This window comes from Pseudomonas sp. TYF_14, from assembly GCF_043105275.1.
Classification (GTDB): domain Bacteria; phylum Pseudomonadota; class Gammaproteobacteria; order Pseudomonadales; family Pseudomonadaceae; genus Aquipseudomonas; species Aquipseudomonas alloputida.
Map to the genome: position 1 here is coordinate 63,863 of NZ_JBICLK010000002.1, position 16,839 is coordinate 80,701.

17 protein-coding genes are annotated in these 16,839 nt (G+C 63.2%); 5 read left to right on the forward strand and 12 right to left on the reverse strand.

The genetic code is table 11. From position 1 onward, the window contains the following. The first annotated feature begins 20 nt into the window (after positions 1-20). Complete coding sequence (chrR, locus tag ACF8O8_RS00405; protein ID WP_003251456.1) at positions 21-581, forward strand: class I chromate reductase ChrR; 561 nt, start codon at positions 21-23, stop codon at positions 579-581. Positions 582-684: 103 nt separating this feature from the next. Here the strand turns inward: chrR and ACF8O8_RS00410 are convergent, their stop codons facing one another. Further along, complete coding sequence (locus ACF8O8_RS00410) at positions 685-2,757, reverse strand: TonB-dependent receptor family protein (protein WP_392509094.1); 2,073 nt, start codon at positions 2,755-2,757, stop codon at positions 685-687. Positions 2,758-2,977: 220 nt separating this feature from the next. On the opposite strand from ACF8O8_RS00410, the gene ACF8O8_RS00415 reads away from it, so the two are divergent. From ACF8O8_RS00415 to ACF8O8_RS00425, 3 genes are read left to right on the forward strand one after another with little or no spacing between them, the layout of a single operon-like run. Further along, complete coding sequence (locus ACF8O8_RS00415) at positions 2,978-3,226, forward strand: helix-turn-helix domain-containing protein (protein ID WP_003251454.1); 249 nt, start codon at positions 2,978-2,980, stop codon at positions 3,224-3,226. 11 nt (positions 3,227-3,237) lie between these two features. Beyond that, positions 3,238-3,585, forward strand: coding sequence for a head completion/stabilization protein (locus ACF8O8_RS00420; protein WP_064493164.1), 348 nt, complete (start codon positions 3,238-3,240; stop codon positions 3,583-3,585). Further along, a complete protein-coding gene (locus ACF8O8_RS00425; RefSeq protein ID WP_014590308.1) occupies positions 3,578-3,940 on the forward strand; it encodes a hypothetical protein in 363 nt (120 codons plus the stop codon). The genes ACF8O8_RS00420 and ACF8O8_RS00425 overlap by 8 nt, the downstream gene beginning before the upstream one ends. On the opposite strand, the gene ACF8O8_RS00430 is transcribed toward ACF8O8_RS00425, so the two are convergent. Beyond that, positions 3,937-4,314: a helix-turn-helix domain-containing protein gene (locus ACF8O8_RS00430; RefSeq protein ID WP_010954907.1), complete on the reverse strand. Its 378-nt coding sequence runs from the start codon at positions 4,312-4,314 to the stop codon at positions 3,937-3,939. The genes ACF8O8_RS00425 and ACF8O8_RS00430 overlap by 4 nt on opposite strands. A gap of 179 nt (positions 4,315-4,493) precedes the next feature. Between ACF8O8_RS00430 and ACF8O8_RS00435 the strand changes: the two genes are divergently transcribed. Beyond that, positions 4,494-4,757, forward strand: coding sequence for an ogr/Delta-like zinc finger family protein (locus ACF8O8_RS00435; RefSeq protein ID WP_010954906.1), 264 nt, complete (start codon positions 4,494-4,496; stop codon positions 4,755-4,757). Positions 4,758-4,847: 90 nt separating this feature from the next. On the opposite strand, the gene nuoN is transcribed toward ACF8O8_RS00435, so the two are convergent. The 10 genes from nuoN to nuoE all read right to left on the reverse strand — a co-directional run bounded on the left by nuoN (position 4,848) and on the right by nuoE (position 16,837). After that, positions 4,848-6,317 (reverse strand): NADH-quinone oxidoreductase subunit NuoN, encoded by a 1,470-nt coding sequence (gene nuoN, locus ACF8O8_RS00440; protein ID WP_010954905.1) that lies wholly within the window; start codon positions 6,315-6,317, stop codon positions 4,848-4,850. A 7-nt stretch (positions 6,318-6,324) separates the two neighbouring features. Next, complete coding sequence (gene nuoM / locus ACF8O8_RS00445; protein ID WP_010954904.1) at positions 6,325-7,857, reverse strand: NADH-quinone oxidoreductase subunit M; 1,533 nt, start codon at positions 7,855-7,857, stop codon at positions 6,325-6,327. 40 nt (positions 7,858-7,897) lie between these two features. Next, positions 7,898-9,751: an NADH-quinone oxidoreductase subunit L gene (gene nuoL, locus ACF8O8_RS00450; protein ID WP_392509095.1), complete on the reverse strand. Its 1,854-nt coding sequence runs from the start codon at positions 9,749-9,751 to the stop codon at positions 7,898-7,900. Next, positions 9,748-10,056 (reverse strand): NADH-quinone oxidoreductase subunit NuoK, encoded by a 309-nt coding sequence (nuoK, locus tag ACF8O8_RS00455; RefSeq protein WP_003251446.1) that lies wholly within the window; start codon positions 10,054-10,056, stop codon positions 9,748-9,750. The genes nuoL and nuoK overlap by 4 nt, the downstream gene beginning before the upstream one ends. Before the next feature lie 3 nt (positions 10,057-10,059). After that, positions 10,060-10,560: an NADH-quinone oxidoreductase subunit J gene (gene nuoJ, locus ACF8O8_RS00460; RefSeq protein WP_003251444.1), complete on the reverse strand. Its 501-nt coding sequence runs from the start codon at positions 10,558-10,560 to the stop codon at positions 10,060-10,062. A 10-nt stretch (positions 10,561-10,570) separates the two neighbouring features. Continuing rightward, positions 10,571-11,119, reverse strand: a complete 549-nt coding sequence (gene nuoI / locus ACF8O8_RS00465) for an NADH-quinone oxidoreductase subunit NuoI (protein WP_003251442.1) — start codon at positions 11,117-11,119, stop codon at positions 10,571-10,573. Positions 11,120-11,130: 11 nt separating this feature from the next. After that, a complete protein-coding gene (gene nuoH, locus ACF8O8_RS00470) occupies positions 11,131-12,138 on the reverse strand; it encodes an NADH-quinone oxidoreductase subunit NuoH (RefSeq protein ID WP_003251440.1) in 1,008 nt (335 codons plus the stop codon). After that, positions 12,135-14,849, reverse strand: coding sequence for an NADH-quinone oxidoreductase subunit NuoG (gene nuoG, locus ACF8O8_RS00475; protein WP_392509096.1), 2,715 nt, complete (start codon positions 14,847-14,849; stop codon positions 12,135-12,137). The genes nuoH and nuoG overlap by 4 nt, the downstream gene beginning before the upstream one ends. A gap of 132 nt (positions 14,850-14,981) precedes the next feature. Beyond that, complete coding sequence (gene nuoF, locus ACF8O8_RS00480) at positions 14,982-16,343, reverse strand: NADH-quinone oxidoreductase subunit NuoF (protein ID WP_010954901.1); 1,362 nt, start codon at positions 16,341-16,343, stop codon at positions 14,982-14,984. Beyond that, on the reverse strand, positions 16,340-16,837 hold the full coding sequence (gene nuoE, locus ACF8O8_RS00485) for an NADH-quinone oxidoreductase subunit NuoE (RefSeq protein ID WP_003251433.1): 498 nt from the start codon (positions 16,835-16,837) through the stop codon (positions 16,340-16,342). Before nuoE ends, nuoF begins: the two co-directional genes overlap by 4 nt. Between the last annotated feature and the right edge of the window lie 2 nt (positions 16,838-16,839).

Below are 16,839 nucleotides of genomic sequence, written 5' to 3' on the forward strand. Positions count from 1 at the left end.
CCGCAAAGGTTGGAATTGCCATGAGCCAGGTGTATTCGGTAGCAGTCGTCGTGGGCAGCTTGCGCAAGGAGTCCTACAACCGCAAGGTCGCCCGCGCACTTTCGGAGCTGGCGCCGTCCAGCCTTGCGCTGAAGATCGTCGAGATTGGCGACCTGCCGCTGTACAACGAAGATATCGAGGCCGAGGCACCGCCGGAAACCTGGAAGCGTTTTCGCGATGAAATCCGCCGCAGTGATGCGGTGTTGTTCGTCACCCCGGAATACAACCGCTCGGTGCCAGGCTGCCTGAAAAATGCCATCGATGTGGGTTCGCGTCCTTACGGGCAAAGTGCCTGGAGCGGCAAGCCGACGGCGGTGGTGAGTGTATCGCCGGGGGCGATTGGTGGCTTTGGCGCCAACCATGCGGTGCGCCAGTCGCTGGTGTTTCTCGACATGCCCTGCATGCAGATGCCCGAGGCTTACCTTGGCGGTGCGGCGAGCTTGTTCGAGGATTCGGGCAAGCTCAACGACAAGACGCGACCGTTCTTGCAGGCGTTTGTCGACAGGTTTGCGTCATGGGTGAAGTTGAACAGGGCGGTCTGAACCCCTAATCCTGCTGTGCAACGCCCCTGTGTAGGAGCGGGTTTACCCGCGAATGCGTCGGCAAATTCAATGACGCATTCGCGGGTAAACCCGCGCCCACCCGTCAGCGGAAGCTGTAGGAAACCCCCGCGTATACGCCAAACCCTTCGCCCGGTGTCGAACGGGCATTGTCCTTGCCGGCGTCGTTGTAGGCCGGCGTCACGGTCGCTGCATAGCGCTGGTTGGTCAGGTTGCGCAGGTCCAGCCAGGTCTGCCAGTCCTGTTTCGGTGAGTCCCAGCCAACGCGCGCACCGAGCAAGGCATATTCATCGGCGTGGAAGCTATTGGCATAGTCCACCTGCACCTTCGAGGCCATTTGTGTATTGACCCCGGCATAGAAGCCGTTCGGCCAGTCATAGCGCAGCTCGGCCTGGTAGTAGTGCATGGGGATGCCGGGCAGACGGTTGTCGCCAAACGTGTCGTCATCACGGTAGTGGAAGTCGCTGAAGGTGTAGGCCTGGCGCAAGCTCAGCTTGCCAGTGCCCGCGCGCTCCCACAGGGTGCTGTCGAGGCCGGCTTCCACGCCTTGGTGCACGGTAGCGCTGGCGTTGAATTCCGAGGTGAAGTTCGGCACTACCTCAACGGCCAGCAGTTCGTGGCGTACTTGCGAGTAGTACCAGGCCAGGTCCCAGCGGCCGAGCGCCGAGTCGCCACGGGCGCCCAGTTCCAGGGTGGTGGCTGTCTGGTTCTGCATCTCGATCGGCTGGATCTGCTTGCCGCCTGTGCTGGGCGCGCTCCAGATCAGCGACCACGGGTGTGGCGGCTCTACCGAGCGGCTCAGGTTGCCGTACACCTGCAAGTCCGGGCGGATGTCGTAGCGCAGCCCCAGGCGGGGGGCATAGTCCCAGTCATGCATGCTCACCTTGCCGCCTTCAGAGGGGTAGGTCACGTCACTTTCGCGGCGCGTGTAGATCATGGCCAGGCCGGTGCTCAGCCACAGGTTGGGGACCAGTTCCAGGTCGTTGCCAACATGCAGCACGGTGTCCGAGCCCTGGTAGGTGAAGTCTCGGGTGCGCTCGCCGAACACATCGCCATTGCGGGTAAATTGCGAAGCGCCGCTGTTGGGCAGGTGCTTGGTGGTACGCCAACCGACGGTGGTCTTGCTCTCGCGGCCGAACAGTGTGTCGCGGCGGAAATAGTTCAGCGTGCCGCTGACATCGGTATAGGCGACCTTCAGGCGCATGGGGCCTTCGCGCAGGTCCATCGGGTAGTCGTGATAGACCAGGCCGGCTTCCAGGCGTGCCTCGTCTTCGAGGTAGAAGGTCGTCTTGTTGCCCACCCAGGTGCTGCCTGGTTGCGGGCGGCTGTCGTCGCGTGCCAGATAGTTGGGGTTGGCCGCGCGCGGGTGGTGCTTGATCTGGTCCTTGGTCAGGCGGCCGGGCAGTTCGTTTTCAGTTTCCCGATAGCGCAGGTAGAAGCGGGTTTCCAGGTTGGGGTTGAAGCGGTAACCGGCATTGGCGGCAATGCCCTTGGCGCTGCCGCTGCTGTGCGCCTGGTAGCCGTCATATTCCGAATCGGTCAGGGCCACGTAATAGTCAAGGTTGCCCAGCACCTGGCCCGAACTGATGTGCCGATGCTGATAGCCGCGGCTACCGACTTCGTAGCGTACTTGCAGTGCAGGCGCGTCGTAGCCGGTGTGGGTGACGTAGTTGATCGCACCGCCCAAGGCCAGGGAGCCTTGGTCAAAGCCATTGGCGCCACGCAGCACTTCGGCACGGCTCAGCCACAGCGGTTCGAACAGTTCGTAAGGCGTGCCGCCCGGGCCGGTCAACGGCAGGCCGTCGAACATGGTGTAGACACCGGAACCGTGCGCCCCCGGCGCACGGTTGAGGCCCGAGCCGCGTATCGACAGCTTGATGCCATCGTTACCTGCCGATTGGGCGAACACCCCTGGCTGGTAGGCCAGCACGTCCTGGTTGCTGGCCACTCGGCCTTGCCCCACGCGCTGCATGTCCACCAGGTTGCTGGCTCCCGGTATTTCACGCAGGCGCTCGCCGGCTGCCGTCAGCTCGTTCTGCTCCTCATCGGTGATCAGCACCCGGCCCAGTTCGACCGCGGATGCCCCCAGGGCGGGCTGGGTGGCAGCCAGTGCCGCCAGCAGGCCGAGGCAGGATGAGAGGGGTAAATCGGAACGCATTGTACGACTCCAGGCGAAAGGCGAATGGACAACGGCGTTGAGACGAGCGAAATGCGGCTTGGAGCACGCAGAAAGTCAGCAAATCGTGCGCATCCTTCGTCATACGGTCTTGTACGAAAGTTCTTTACAAACCACGGCGGTGGAGGCAGGTGGCCTGTGCTTCGTAAGGTGACTGCAGGTAGGCAGCAATGCCCCGCTCAATCACCCGTGGAGTTCAAACATGACTGACAACGCTCGACACTCGCAGCAACCCCTGGCGGACGCCCCGGTTCGCCTGACGCCACGTGAACAGCAAGTGCTGTTGTGGTGTGCTTATGGCAAGAGCTCGTGGGAGATCGGCCAGATCCTTGAATGCAAGGAGTCGACGGTGAATTTTCACGTATCCAACATCCTGCGCAAATTTGAAGTGCCTACCCGGGTGGCCGCTGTGATCAAGGCCATTCGCTACGGCATGCTGGCCGAGCAGTAAGGGGGTAGCGCATGAGCAACGATCCTCGGCTACCGCGCTTTGCCGATTGCCATGACCCGTTCTGGCCGCGGGTGGATCTGGGCAGGTTGCGTGAGCACCTGCAACTGCCGCGGTCTGTCAGTGACGCGGCTTTGGAAGTGGCCGCGCGCTGCGCAGCCATCGAGGCAGCAAGGGAATTCGCCCGCTGGCGGTCAGTGCTGCGAGAGCGGGGCTACAAGCGGCTCGAGGATGTGGCCGGGCATGATCATGGGCGTGCCTTGCGGGTGTGCTACATCCGTTTTGTCGAAGCGGCGGTCATGTATAGCCTGGGGTCAACCGCCTGCCTGCCTGTTCCGCGCGGAGGGCAAGTCCATGCCTGAGCGATCTGTTTTCGACCACCTGGCCCCGGCATTGGTGACGTTCCTGGGGGTTGATGGCGATGTGCTGTTCGCCGCGCTGCTGGGAGCATTGTTGGTGAGCGCGGCACGCGATCGATTGATCACCAGTGAGGCCAGGCGCCTGACACTGGCCAAGAAACTCCTGCTGCTATTCGTGACCGTGGGCGTGGGCCATTTGTTCGAGCCACTGGTTTCGTCATTGGTGCCTTTGCTGACCCGGGGCATGGCGGCATTCGTGGCCGCTGTGGTGGTGATCCCCATCAGCCTCAAGGTCATGGTCTGGCTGGATACACTCGACCCACGCGAACTCATCCAGCGCTGGCGCCGTCGGGGTTAGCCACTGGTTGCGCCGCCGAGCTCGCTCAGTTGCTGTTCCAACTGCTGGATGCGCTGTTTGTCCTTGATGAACAGCAGGATGGCCTGGCGATCGCTGTGCGAGAGCGTGCGCAGCCGTTCGAGCATGTCGCACTCCCAACCCACATCACTTGGGGCGGCGTTGTGCTCGGCTTGGCCCAGCAATAGCCAGTCCAGTGAGCATGCATGCTTTTTGGCGATATCTATGCAAAGTGAGTAAGGAATGCTTTCGCGAACCTTCCAGCTGCTCAGCGTTTGCGGGCTGACCGACAGTGCACGTGACAGCTCGGCATCAGTGTTTGCGCCAGTAAGAAGCTTAAGGCGCGTGAGCACCTCAGCAAGTATGTGAGTACTCATAACAAATATCCATGACTGGTTTAATGATATTCCATGGGCTTAAACTACTCGTTATGAATACAGCCCTGCGTTTTAAGGAGCACTTCTGCAATGAGAACCATCAAATTGAAGAATACACCCACAGTTGCAGCCAATACTGACACACAGGCTAGCCTGGACAATGCTAGCAGGTACTTGCCGTGAGTACTTACAAGCTGGTTTGCCCGCATTGCCACAGCCGGATGCGCATACGTACTAGCGAAGGGCGCCATATTTTCCTGCGAATCGCTTATTTGCAATGCACCACCGAGGCGTGTGGCTGGTCAGTGCGCGCCGAATTCGAAATGACCCATGAACTCTCCCCCAGCGGCATGCCCAACCCGGAAGTGTACCTGCCTTCGGCCAATGGTGATTTGCGCAAGGCCGCCTTGCCGGGCGCAGGCCAGGGCAGTCCGAGTGAGTGAGGCACCCGTGGGCGCAGGTAGCAAAACGTGCAGATAAAAAAACACCCCGCCTAGGCGGGGTGTTTTCTGTTACCGGGGCTGCCGGGGTGATCAACCGATCAGTTGCAGGCCCGCTTGCTGAACCATCTCCAGCAGGGGCTGCGGGTACACACCCAGTACGAAAGCGAGAATGGCGATAGCCAGCAGCATGACACCGCCGGTGCGCTGTTCCCACTTGAGCGGGGCGTCGTGACGACGCAGGTTCGGCTCGACCAGGTACAGGGTAACCATGACGCGCAGGTAGTAGTACACGCCGATGGCGCTACCGATCACCAGCGCACCGACCAACCACCACAGGTGCGATTCGACGCCGGTAGCGATGATGTAGAACTTGCCGATGAAGCCGGCGGTCAGCGGGATACCCGCCAGCGACAGCATCATCACGGTCAGTACCGCTGTCAGGTACGGGCGGCGCCAGAACAGGCCGCGGTACTCGTACAGGGCATCGGCGTCACGGCCGCCGTATGGCGAGGACATGAGGGTGATGACGCCGAAGGCGCCCAGGCTGGTGATCACGTAGGTGACCAGGTAAACGCCCATGGCTTCCAGGGCCAGGCCCTTGCTGGCGACCAACGCGATGACCAGGTAACCGAAGTGGGCGATGGACGAGTAACCCAGCAGACGCTTGAGGTTGCTCTGGGTCAGCGCCAGCAGGTTACCAATCAGGATCGAGGCTACGGCAATCACCGCCAATACGGTGCTGAGCACGCCGCTGCTGGCAGCAGGGGAGAGCATGAACAGGCGTACGACAACGGCGAATACTGCCACCTTGCTGGCGGTTGCCAGGAACGCGGCGACCGGCGCCGGAGCGCCTTCGTACACGTCCGGGGTCCACAGATGGAACGGTACCAGCGACAGCTTGAAGGCCAGGCCAACCAGCATCATGCCCAGGCCCAGCTGGGCCACCAGGCTTGGCATGCTGGTGGTAGCCAGGGCCTTGCCGATCTGGTCGAAGCTCAGGCTGCCGGCGTCGGCGTACAGCAGGGCCATGCCGAACAGCAGGAAAGCCGAGCCTGCGGCCGACAGCACCATGTACTTGATGCCAGCTTCCAGCGATCGCTTGTTGAAGAAGGCATACGCCACCAGGCCGTAGACCGGTACCGACAACAGCTCCAGGCCGATGAACAGGCCGGCTAGGTGGTTGGCGCTGACCAGCACCAGGCCACCGAGGGCCGACATCAGCAGCAACAGGTACAGTTCTTCACGGTTGCCCGGGAAACCCTTGGCGCCCTCGCCGAGGTAGGCGTGGGCGAGGGTGACGCAGGCCAGCGTCGCCACGAGGATGATCGCCATGTACAGGCAGGCGAACTTGTCGATGGTGATCAGCGATGTGACCGCCAGCGGCGCGACCTTCAGCGCCGGCAGGAGCGACAGCAGGGCCAGGTTCAGGCCCACGGTGGACAGCAGGAAGGTCTGCGAGTGGTTGCGCTTCCAGGCGATCGCCAGCATCACCACCACCGTGGTGATGGTGGTGATCAGCATCGGCGCCAATGCGATGAAGTGTTGAGTGGTGAATTCCATAGCGCTCTTACCGGGCCGAAGCGAGTTGAGTGAAAGCGGATCCGAGCCACTGCTGCACACCACTCATGGTGGCGGCAGAGGTGTCGAGGAACGGCTGCGGATACACGCCCAGCAGGATCAGCAATACCGCCAGACCCAGAACCATGATCAGTTCGCGACCGTCCATGCCGGCCAGCACGGTGTCGGTCTTGGCCGGGCCGAAGTAGGCGCGGTGGATCATGATCAGCGAGTACACCGAACCGAACACCAGGCCGGTGGTGGCAATCACGGTGATCCACGGTACATGCACGAAGCTGCCGATCAGGATCAGGAACTCGCCGACGAAGTTGCCGGTGCCTGGCAGGCCCAGCGATGCCGCTGCGAAGAACAGGCTGATGGCCGGCAGGTAGGCGATGCGGTGCCACAGGCCACCCATCTGACGCATGTCACGGGTGTGCAGGCGCTCGTACAGCTGGCCGGACAGGATGAACAGCGCCGCAGCCGACAGGCCGTGGGCCAGCATCTGGATCACCGCACCTTGCAGGGCCTGCTGGCTGCCGGAGTAGATACCGATCAGCACGAAGCCCATGTGCGAGACGCTGGAGAAGGCGATCAGGCGCTTGATGTCGGTTTGTGCGAAGGCCAGGAAGGCACCGTAGAAGATACCGATCAGGCCCAGGGTCATGGCGATCGGCGCGAACTCGGCCGAGGCGTTCGGGAACAGCGGCAGAGCGAAGCGCAGCAGGCCGTAGGCCGCGGTCTTCAGCAAGATACCCGCCAGGTCCACCGAGCCTGCGGTCGGTGCCTGGGCGTGAGCGTCAGGCAGCCAGGAGTGGAACGGCACCACCGGCAGCTTCACCGCGAAGGCGATGAAGAAGCCCAGCATCAGCACGTACTCGATACCGGCTGGCAACTCGGCCTTGAGCAGGTCGCTGTAGTTGAAGGTGAGCACGCCAGTGGTGTTGTAGTTGACCAGCACCAGGCCCAGGATCGCCACCAGCATGATCAGGCCGCTGGCCTGGGTGAAGATGAAGAACTTGGTCGCCGCGTAGATCCGGGTCTTCTTGCCGTCTGCCGAGCTGTGACCCCAGAGCGCGATGAGGAAGTACATCGGCACCAGCATCATTTCCCAGAAGAAGAAGAACAGGAACAGGTCCAGGGCCAGGAACACACCGACCACGCCGCCGAGGATCCACATCAGGTTGAGGTGGAAGAAGCCGACGTGGCGCTGGATCTCTTTCCAGGAACACAGTACCGACAGCACACCGAGCAGGCCGGTGAGCAGGATCATCAGCAGCGACAGGCCGTCCAGGGCCAGGTGGATGCTGATGCCGAAACGCTTGATCCACTCGACTTTGTATTCGAGTGCCCAGGCCGGTTCGGCGCCCGGTGCGGGAGCAAGGGTGTAGTCGCCGGTACCCCACAGCCACAGGCCGATGCCAAGCAGCAGGGACATGGTAAGCAGCGCGATCCAGCGCGGCAGGGTGGCGCCGAAGCGCTCACCCAGCCAGCAGAGGAAGCCGCCGATGAAGGGGATCAGGATCAGCCAAGGCAAAATCATGACGGGTTGGTTTCCTTTGGCAAAGTCGCAAGATTCATAGTCATACCGCAGCCACTACCACGGCACCGAGCACCAGCACGGCACCCACGGCGATAGAGGCGGTGTACCAGCGCAGTTGGCCAGTCTCGGTCTTGCTCATGGCCACGTGGCCACCACGCGCCATCCGAGGAATCAGGCCGATGGTGCGGTCAACCGGGTCCTTGCGCAGGATGTGGCTGATCAGCAGGTACGGTTTGACGAAAAGCTTGTCGTAGATCCAGTCGAAGCCCCAGGCAGCGAACCACCAGGCCGACAGGACGCGACCGATGCCACTGTTGGCGACGGCGCTGACGAAGCGGCGCTTGCCCAGGAACAGCAGGGCGGCCAGCAGGATACCGGCGATGGCGATGGCACCCGAGGTGATCTCCAGCGCGTGCTTGGCTTCGCCACCGGCATGGCCGGCGCTTTCCGGCAGCACACCGGCCAGCGGCGGGGTGATCCAGGCGCCGACGAAAGTCGACAGCACGATCAGCACGCCCAGCGGCAGCCAGTGGCTGATGCCGTGGCCAGCGTGGGCTTCGGTCTTGGCTTCGCCGTGGAAGGCGATGAAGATCAGGCGGAAGGTGTACAGCGAGGTCATGAACGCGCCTACCAGGCCGGCATACAGCAGGCCGGTGTTGCCGCTGGCGAAGGCTTCCCAGAGGATCTCGTCCTTGGAGTAGAAGCCTACGGTCACGATCGGCAGGGCCGCCAGTGCCGCACCACCGACCACGAAGCTGGCGTAGGCCAGCGGCAGTTTCTTCCACAGGCCGCCCATCTTGAAGATGTTCTGCTCGTGGTGGCAGGCAACGATCACCGCACCGGAGGCAAGGAACAGCAGGGCCTTGAAGAAGGCGTGGGTCATCAGGTGGAAGATCGCCGCGTCCCAGGCACCCACGCCCAGGGCCAGGAACATGTAGCCGATCTGGCTCATGGTCGAGTAGGCGAGGATACGCTTGATATCGGTCTGTACCAGCGCAGCGAAGCCTGCCAGTACCAGGGTCACGCCACCGACCACACCTACAAGGTGCAGGATTTCCGGCGCCAGCAGGAACAGGCCGTTGGTACGGGCGATCAGGTACACGCCCGCGGTCACCATGGTTGCGGCGTGGATCAGTGCCGAAACCGGAGTCGGGCCCGCCATGGCGTCGGCCAGCCAGGTCTGCAATGGCAGCTGCGCCGATTTACCGACCGCACCACCCAGCAGCATCAGCGTGGCCAGCACCATCCAGGTGTCGCCAGCCTGGAACTTCTGCGGTGCCAACACCAGCAGTTCCTGCACGTTCAGGGTGCCCAGCTGGGCGAACAGGATGAACAGGCCGATGGCCATGAACACGTCGCCGATACGGGTGACGATGAATGCCTTGAGTGCCGCGTTACCGTTGTTGCGGTTGCTGTAGTAGAAACCGATCAACAGGTACGAGCACAGGCCCACGCCTTCCCAGCCGAAGTAGATGAACAGCAGGTTATCGCCAAGGATCAGGAACAGCATGCTGGCGATGAACAGGTTGGTGTACGAGAAGAAGCGCGAGTAGCCGGCTTCGCCACGCATGTACCAGGATGCGAACAGGTGGATCAGGAAGCCGACACCGGTCACCACGCCGAGCATGGTGACCGACAGGCCGTCCAGGTACAGGGTGAAGTTCGGCGCGAAGCCGTCCACCGACATCCACTGCCACAGCAGCTGGCTGTACGCGCCGCCCTCAGGCGGGGCGACGTTGAACTGCCAGATGACGTAGGCGGCCGTGGCGGCCGACAGGCCTACCGAGCCGACGCCGATCAGGGCGGACAGGTTCTCCGAGAACCGTCCGCGCGAGAACGACAGCAGCAGGAAGCCGATGAGGGGAAAGACGAAAGTCAGGAAGAGAAGTTTCATCCGCGCATCTCACTGGCAGCATCGATGTCGAGAGTGTGGAAGCGGCGATACAGCTGCAGCAGGATGGCCAGGCCAATGCTGGCCTCGGCGGCTGCCAGGCTGATCACCAGAATGAACATCACCTGACCGTCGGGCTGGACCCAACGGGCACCGGCGACGACGAACGCCAGGGCAGAGGCGTTCATCATGACTTCCAGGCTCATGAGCACGAAGAGGATGTTGCGGCGGACCATCAGGCCAACCAGACCTAAGCAGAACAGGATGCCGGCGACCGCCAGCCCATGCTCGAGAGGGATAGCACCCATGATTTACTCCTTCGCCTCGTTGCGGCCCAGGTGGAAGGCGGTGACGGCTGCAGCCAGCAGCAGCATCGACGCCAGTTCGACCACCAGCAGGTACGGGCCGAACAGGCTGATGCCCACGGCTTTCGGGCCCACGGTGGTACCGCTGATGCCGGCGCCGCTCGGGGCGACGAACAGGACGTACAGCAGTTCCGCCAGCAGCAGGGTGCCGAGGATCACTGGCCCTGCCCAGATACCGGGCTTGAGCCAGCCCCGTTCCTGGGCGACCGAAGCCGGCCCGAGGTTGAGCATCATCACCACGAACACGAACAGCACCATGATGGCGCCGGCGTAGGCGATCACTTCCAGGGCGCCGGCAAACGGCGCACCCAGGGCGAAGAAGATCATGGCCACGGAAATCAGCGAAATGATCAGGTAAAGCAAGGCGTGCACGGGGTTGGTGCCAGTTACCACCCGAAGGGTGGAGACCACGGCGATCCCGGATGCGAAGTAGAAAGCGAATTCCATCTTTCTGTCCTTATGGGAGCAAGCTCTTCACGTTGATCGGCTCGGCTTCGTTCTGTGCAGAGCCCTTCGGCTTGCCAGCGATTGCCATACCCGCAACACGGTAGAAGTTGTAGTCAGGGTTCTTGCCGGGGCCGGAGATCAGCAGATCTTCTTTCTCGTACACCAGGTCCTGACGCTTGAACTCGGCCATTTCGAAATCCGGAGTCAGCTGGATCGCGGTGGTCGGGCACGCTTCTTCACACAGGCCGCAGAAAATGCAACGCGAGAAGTTGATGCGGAAGAACTCCGGGTACCAGCGGCCGTCCTCTGTCTCGGCCTTCTGCAGCGAAATGCAGCCCACCGGGCAGGCCACCGCGCAGAGGTTGCACGCTACGCAGCGCTCCTCGCCATCGGGGTCGCGGGTGAGGACGATGCGGCCGCGGTAGCGCGGCGGCAGGTACACGGGTTCTTCGGGGTATTGCAGGGTGTCGCGCTTGCGGAACCCGTGGGAGAACACCATTGCCAGGCTGCGCAGCTGGGTGCCGGTGCCCTTAACGATGTCGCCGATATACTTGAACATGGGTCAAATCCTCACTGGGCCGCGACGGCTGGCGTGTTGTAGAGCACGATCGCAGCGGTCACCAGCAAATTGATCAGGGTCAGCGGCAGGCAGAACTTCCAGCTGAAGTCCATCACCTGGTCATAGCGTGGGCGCGGGATCGAGGCGCGCAGCAGGATGAACAGCATGATGAAGAACGCGGTCTTCAGGGCGAACCACAGGAACGACAGTTGCGGCAGGATGCCGAACGGGCCGTGCCAGCCGCCGAAGAACAGGGTTACCAGCAGCGCCGAGATGAGGATGATGCCGATGTACTCACCGACGAAGAACATGCCCCACTTCATGCCGGCATACTCGATGTGGTAGCCGTCGGCCAGTTCCTGTTCTGCTTCCGGCTGGTCGAACGGGTGACGGTGAGTCACGGCGACGCCAGCGATGAAGAAGGTGCAGAAGCCGAAGAACTGCGGAATGATGAACCACAGGTTCTGCGCCTGGTACTCAACGATGTCGCGCATGTTGAACGAACCCACCTGCACCACCACGCCCATCAGCGCCAGGCCCAGGAACACTTCGTACGACACGGTCTGTGCCGAAGCACGCAAGCTGCCCAGCAGGGCGTACTTGTTGTTCGACGACCAGCCGGCGAACAGCACCGCGTAGACCGACAGGCCGGCCATGGCGAAGAAGAACAGCAGGCCGATGTTCAGGTCGGCAACGCCCCAGGTCGGGGTGATCGGGATGACCACGAAGGCGATCAGCAGGGCGCTCATGGCCACTACCGGTGCCAGGGTGAAGATCACGCGATCGACGAAGGGTGGGTTCCAGTCTTCCTTGAAGAACATCTTCAGCATGTCGGCAGCGATCTGGAACATGCCGAACGGGCCGACGCGGTTCGGACCGTAACGGTCCTGCCACCAGCCCAGCAGGCGGCGCTCGACGAAGCTGAGCAGCGCACCGCAGACCACCACCGCCAGCAGGACCACGATGGCCCGCAGCACGGTGAGGATCACATCGATCACTTCGGGGGTGAACCAGCTCATTGTGCTGCCTCCTGCAGACCTTCGACGGATGCACCGAAGATGGCAGGCGGAATGCCAGCCAGGCCTTTCGGCAGCGCGACCAGGCCAGCGCCCAGCTCTTCATTGATACGCAGCGGCAGGCGCAGGGCCACACCGGCGACGTTCAGGCTCAGCAGGGCGCCGTCGTTGACGCCCAGGCGGTCGGCTTCGGACTTGGCTAGGGCCACGTAGGCAGCCGGGATGCGTTCTTGAACCGGGGCGGCGCGCGAGGAGCTTTCTTCGCTGCCGAACAGGTGGAAGAACGGCACGGCAGTCCAGGTGCCACGGGCCGGGTTGAAGGCCCCCGGAATGGCGTTGAACCAGTTCAGGCGGTCGCCTTGCGATTCGATCAGGCGTACGCCTGGGTCACCGGCACGCAGGTGGCCACCGACCTCGTCCTGAAACTTGTTCCAGGCTTGTGGGGAGTTCCAGCCCGGCGACCAGGCGAATGGCACCTGCTGGCGCGGTTCGGCCGAACCCGAGTAGCCTTCCATGGAGAAGGCGAACGCGGTGTCCTTGTCTTGCGGGGTGCGCGGCTCGTGCACACTGATGTTGGCACGCATGGCGGTACGGCCGGAGTAGCGCAGCGGCTCACGGGCCAGCTTCATGCCCTTGATGCGGAACGCAGCGCTCGGCGCGGCGTTGACGATGCCAGCCAGTTGCGGAGCGGCTTCGGCGCAGGCGCTGGTGACGTGGTCCAGCTGGGTCCAGTCGACCGGCTTGTTCAGCAGGGTGGCACGCAGGGCGTGCATCCAGCGCCAGCCTTCGTGGATCTGGATGCTGCTGTCCAGGTACTGCGGGTCGAACACCTGGAAGAAGCGCTGGGCACGGCCTTCCTGGCTGACCAGGGTACCGTCGCCTTCGGCGAACGAGGCGGCCGGCAGCACCAGGTGGGCGCGGTCGACGGTGGCGGTTTTGGAGTGGTCGGCAACGATCACCACCTTGGCCGCAGCCAGGGCAGCATCGACCTTGGCGGCCGGTACGCGGGCGTACAGGTCGTTTTCCAGCACCACGATGGCATCGGCTTTGCCGCTGATGACCGCGTCTAGGGCGGCATCGACCGACTCGCCACCGAGCATGGCCAGGCCGAGGCTGTTGGCCTCAGGCACCACCAGGCTCAGCGAGCCGTTTTTCTCGCGCAGCTTCAGGGCCTTGGCGATGTTGGCAGCCGCTTCGATCAGCGCCGGGTCGGCCAGCGAAGTACCGGCTACGACCAGTGGGCGCTTGGCGGCGACCAGGGCGTCGGCGATGCGCTGGGCCAGGGCCTGGGCTTCGTCGTCCAGGCCGGCGACGGCAGGGGCGCTCGGGTCGATGGCGTGGGCCACGGCGAAACCGATGCGGGCCAGGTCGGCCGGCGCGGCGTGTACGCACTCTTCGGCGACGTCGTCCAGCTTGGTTTCAGCCAGGGATGCGATGAACAGCGGGTACAGCGCGTGCTGGCCAATGTTCTTCACGGCAGCGTCGAGCCAAGGCTGCACTTTCATGGCTTCGGCCATGGCCTCGGCCTTGCCTTTGGTGGCCTGGCGCACGGCCAGGGCGACGCGGGCAGCGGTCTGGGTCAGGTCTTCACCGAGCACGAACACGGCGTCGTGGTCTTCGATGTCGCGCAGGGTCGGCACGGGCAGCGGGCTGTTGTTCAGCACGTTCAGGGCCAGGCGTACGCGGGCCAGTTCGCCAGCTTCCATGCCCGAGTAGAAGTACTCGGCGCCGACCAGCTCACGCAGGCCGTAGTTGCTTTCGAGGCTGGCGCGTGGCGAGCCGATACCGACGATGGTACGGCCGCGTAGCAGGTCGGCGGCCTTGTCCAGGGCGGCGTCCAGGCCCAGCTTGGTGCCGTCGGCCAGTTGTGGCTGGCGTGGGCGGTCCTTGCGGTTGACGTAGCCGTAGCCGAAGCGGCCGCGGTCGCACAGGAAGTACTGGTTGACCGAACCGTTGAAGCGGTTTTCGATACGGCGTAGTTCGCCGTAGCGCTCACCCGGGCTGATGTTGCAGCCGCTGGAGCAGCCATGGCAGATGCTTGGGGCGAACTGCATGTCCCACTTGCGGTTGTAGCGTTCGGAGTGGGTCTTGTCGGTGAATACGCCGGTCGGGCAGACCTCGGTCAGGTTGCCGGAGAACTCGCTTTCCAGCACACCGTCTTCGACGCGGCCGAAGTACACGTTGTCGTGGGCGCCGTAGACGCCCAGGTCGGTACCACCGGCGTAGTCCTTGTAATAGCGCACGCAGCGGTAGCAGGCGATGCAGCGGTTCATCTCATGGGCGATGAACGGGCCGAGGTCCTGGTTCTGGTGGGTACGCTTGGTGAAACGGTAGCGGCGCTCGTTGTGGCCGGTCATTACCGTCATGTCCTGCAGGTGGCAGTGACCGCCTTCCTCGCACACCGGGCAGTCGTGCGGGTGGTTGGTCATCAGCCATTCGACGACGCTGGCGCGGAACGCCTTCGACTCTTCATCGTCGATGGAAATCCAGGTGCCGTCGGAAGCAGGGGTCATGCAGGACATGACGATACGACCACGGGTGTCGTTCTCGTCGGTGTACTGCTTGACTGCGCATTGCCGGCAGGCGCCAACGCTACCAAGCGCCGGGTGCCAGCAGAAATAAGGGATGTCGAGGCCGAGCGACAGACATGCCTGTAACAGGTTGTCTGCACCGTTGACTTCGAGCGCTTTGCCGTCTACGTGGATAGTGGCCATTGTTCAAAGTTCTTCGTTGGCCCGCGTGAGCGGGCGTGGCTAATGGAAATCGGTGAGCTTGCGACACGCCTCGATTGCTCGGGCCTGCCGGTAAGCTGGCGAGTGGCACGGACCACCCGCCTAATCATCTTGTTATGCGCCGACCACGATCGGCTTCGCCAGGTCGGGGCGCAGGGTGGCAGCGCTTTCTGGCGCCACGCCGGCCTCGAACTCCGAGCGGAAGTATTTGATGGCACTGCCCAGCGGCTCGACGGCACCCGGTGCGTGAGCACAGAAGGTACGGCCCGGGCCGAGGAAGTTGACCAGCCCCAGCAGCGTCTCGATGTCCTCGGCGCGGCCTTGGCCGTTTTCCAGCGCGCGCAGCATCTTCACGCTCCACGGCAGGCCGTCACGGCATGGGGTGCACCAGCCGCACGATTCGCGGGCAAAGAACTCTTCCATGTTGCGCAGCAGCGACACCATGTTGATGCTGTCGTCGACCGCCATGGCCAGGCCAGTACCCATACGGGTGCCGACCTTGGCGATGCCACCGGCGTACATTTGCGCATCGAGGTGCTCAGGCAGCAGGAAGCCGGTACCGGCGCCGCCTGGCTGCCAGCACTTGAGCTTGAAGCCATCGCGCATGCCACCGGCGTAGTCTTCGAACAATTCGCGGGCGGTAACGCCAAATGGCAGTTCCCACAGGCCTGGGTTCTTCACCTTGCCGGAGAAGCCCATCAGCTTGGTGCCGTGGTCCTCGCTGCCTTCGCGGGCCAGCGACTTGTACCAGTCGTTGCCGTTGGCGACGATGGCCGGGACGTTGCACAGGGTCTCGACGTTGTTCACGCACGTCGGCTTGCCCCACACGCCAACGGCGGCAGGGAAGGGCGGCTTGGAGCGCGGGTTGGCGCGGCGGCCTTCCAGCGAGTTGATCAGCGCGGTTTCTTCACCGCAGATGTAGCGGCCTGCACCGGTGTGCACGAACAGCTCGAAATCGAAACCGCTGCCCAGGATGTTCTTGCCCAGCAGGCCGGCGGCCTTGGCTTCATCGATGGCACGGTTGAGGTTTTTCGCTGCGGTGGTGTACTCGCCACGCAGGAAGATGTAGCCGCGGTAGGCCTTCAGGGCGCGGGCGCTGATCAGCATGCCCTCGACCAGCAGATGGGGCTGTTGCTCCATCAGCATGCGGTCCTTCCAGGTGTTCGGCTCCATTTCGTCCGCGTTGCACAGCAGGTAGCGGATGTTCATGGATTCGTCTTTGGGCATCAGGCCCCACTTCACGCCAGTGGGGAAACCTGCACCGCCACGGCCTTTGAGGCCGGAGTCCTTGACGCTCTGCACGATGTCGTCGGCGGACATTTGCGCCAGCGCCTTGCGGGCTGCGGCGTAGCCGTTCTTCGATTCGTACTCGGCCAGCCAGACCGGCTCGCCGTCGTCACGCAGGCGCCAGGTCAGCGGGTGGGTTTCGGCCGAGCGCGCGATGCGGTTGGCCGGGCCGAAGGAAGTAATGGTCATACGTAACCCTCCAGCAGTTTGGAAACGCCAGCCGGCTGCACGTCACCGAAGGTGTCGTCGTCGATCATCAGTGCCGGAGCCTTGTCGCAGTTGCCCAGGCAGCACACGGGCAGCAGGGTGAAACGGCCGTCGGCAGTGGTCTGGCCGAGGCCGATGCCCAGCTCGCTCTGGATCTGGCTGACCACCGACTCATGGCCGCCGATGTAGCAGACCATGCTGTCGCACACGCGGATGATGTGGCGGCCGACCGGTTGGCGGAAGATCTGGCTGTAGAAGGTGGCGACACCCTCGACGTCGCTGGCCGGAATGCCCAGCACTTCGCCGATGGCGTGAATGGCGCCGTCCGGCACCCAGCCACGCTCCTTCTGGACGATCTTCAGGGCTTCGATGGACGCCGCGCGCGGGTCCTCGTAGTGATGCATTTCGTGCTCGATGGCCGAGCGCTCGGTTTCGCTCAGGGCGAAACGGTCTGTCTGGATAAGCGTGCTGTTCATGC

Excerpts from the sequence above, each read along its gene's own strand:
- chrR (WP_003251456.1), top strand. The coding sequence starts at position 21 with ATGAGCCAGGTGTATTCGGTAGCAGTCGTCGTGGGCAGCTTGCGCAAG.
- ACF8O8_RS00410 (WP_392509094.1), bottom strand. The coding sequence starts at position 2,757 with ATGCGTTCCGATTTACCCCTCTCATCCTGCCTCGGCCTGCTGGCGGCA.
- ACF8O8_RS00415 (WP_003251454.1), top strand. The coding sequence starts at position 2,978 with ATGACTGACAACGCTCGACACTCGCAGCAACCCCTGGCGGACGCCCCG.
- ACF8O8_RS00420 (WP_064493164.1), top strand. The coding sequence starts at position 3,238 with ATGAGCAACGATCCTCGGCTACCGCGCTTTGCCGATTGCCATGACCCG.
- ACF8O8_RS00425 (WP_014590308.1), top strand. The coding sequence starts at position 3,578 with ATGCCTGAGCGATCTGTTTTCGACCACCTGGCCCCGGCATTGGTGACG.
- ACF8O8_RS00430 (WP_010954907.1), bottom strand. The coding sequence starts at position 4,314 with ATGAGTACTCACATACTTGCTGAGGTGCTCACGCGCCTTAAGCTTCTT.
- nuoN (WP_010954905.1), bottom strand. The coding sequence starts at position 6,317 with ATGGAATTCACCACTCAACACTTCATCGCATTGGCGCCGATGCTGATC.
- nuoM (WP_010954904.1), bottom strand. The coding sequence starts at position 7,857 with ATGATTTTGCCTTGGCTGATCCTGATCCCCTTCATCGGCGGCTTCCTC.
- nuoL (WP_392509095.1), bottom strand. The coding sequence starts at position 9,751 with ATGAAACTTCTCTTCCTGACTTTCGTCTTTCCCCTCATCGGCTTCCTG.
- nuoK (WP_003251446.1), bottom strand. The coding sequence starts at position 10,056 with ATGGGTGCTATCCCTCTCGAGCATGGGCTGGCGGTCGCCGGCATCCTG.
- nuoJ (WP_003251444.1), bottom strand. The coding sequence starts at position 10,560 with ATGGAATTCGCTTTCTACTTCGCATCCGGGATCGCCGTGGTCTCCACC.
- nuoI (WP_003251442.1), bottom strand. The coding sequence starts at position 11,119 with ATGTTCAAGTATATCGGCGACATCGTTAAGGGCACCGGCACCCAGCTG.
- nuoH (WP_003251440.1), bottom strand. The coding sequence starts at position 12,138 with ATGAGCTGGTTCACCCCCGAAGTGATCGATGTGATCCTCACCGTGCTG.
- nuoG (WP_392509096.1), bottom strand. The coding sequence starts at position 14,849 with ATGGCCACTATCCACGTAGACGGCAAAGCGCTCGAAGTCAACGGTGCA.
- nuoF (WP_010954901.1), bottom strand. The coding sequence starts at position 16,343 with ATGACCATTACTTCCTTCGGCCCGGCCAACCGCATCGCGCGCTCGGCC.
- nuoE (WP_003251433.1), bottom strand. The coding sequence starts at position 16,837 with ATGAACAGCACGCTTATCCAGACAGACCGTTTCGCCCTGAGCGAAACC.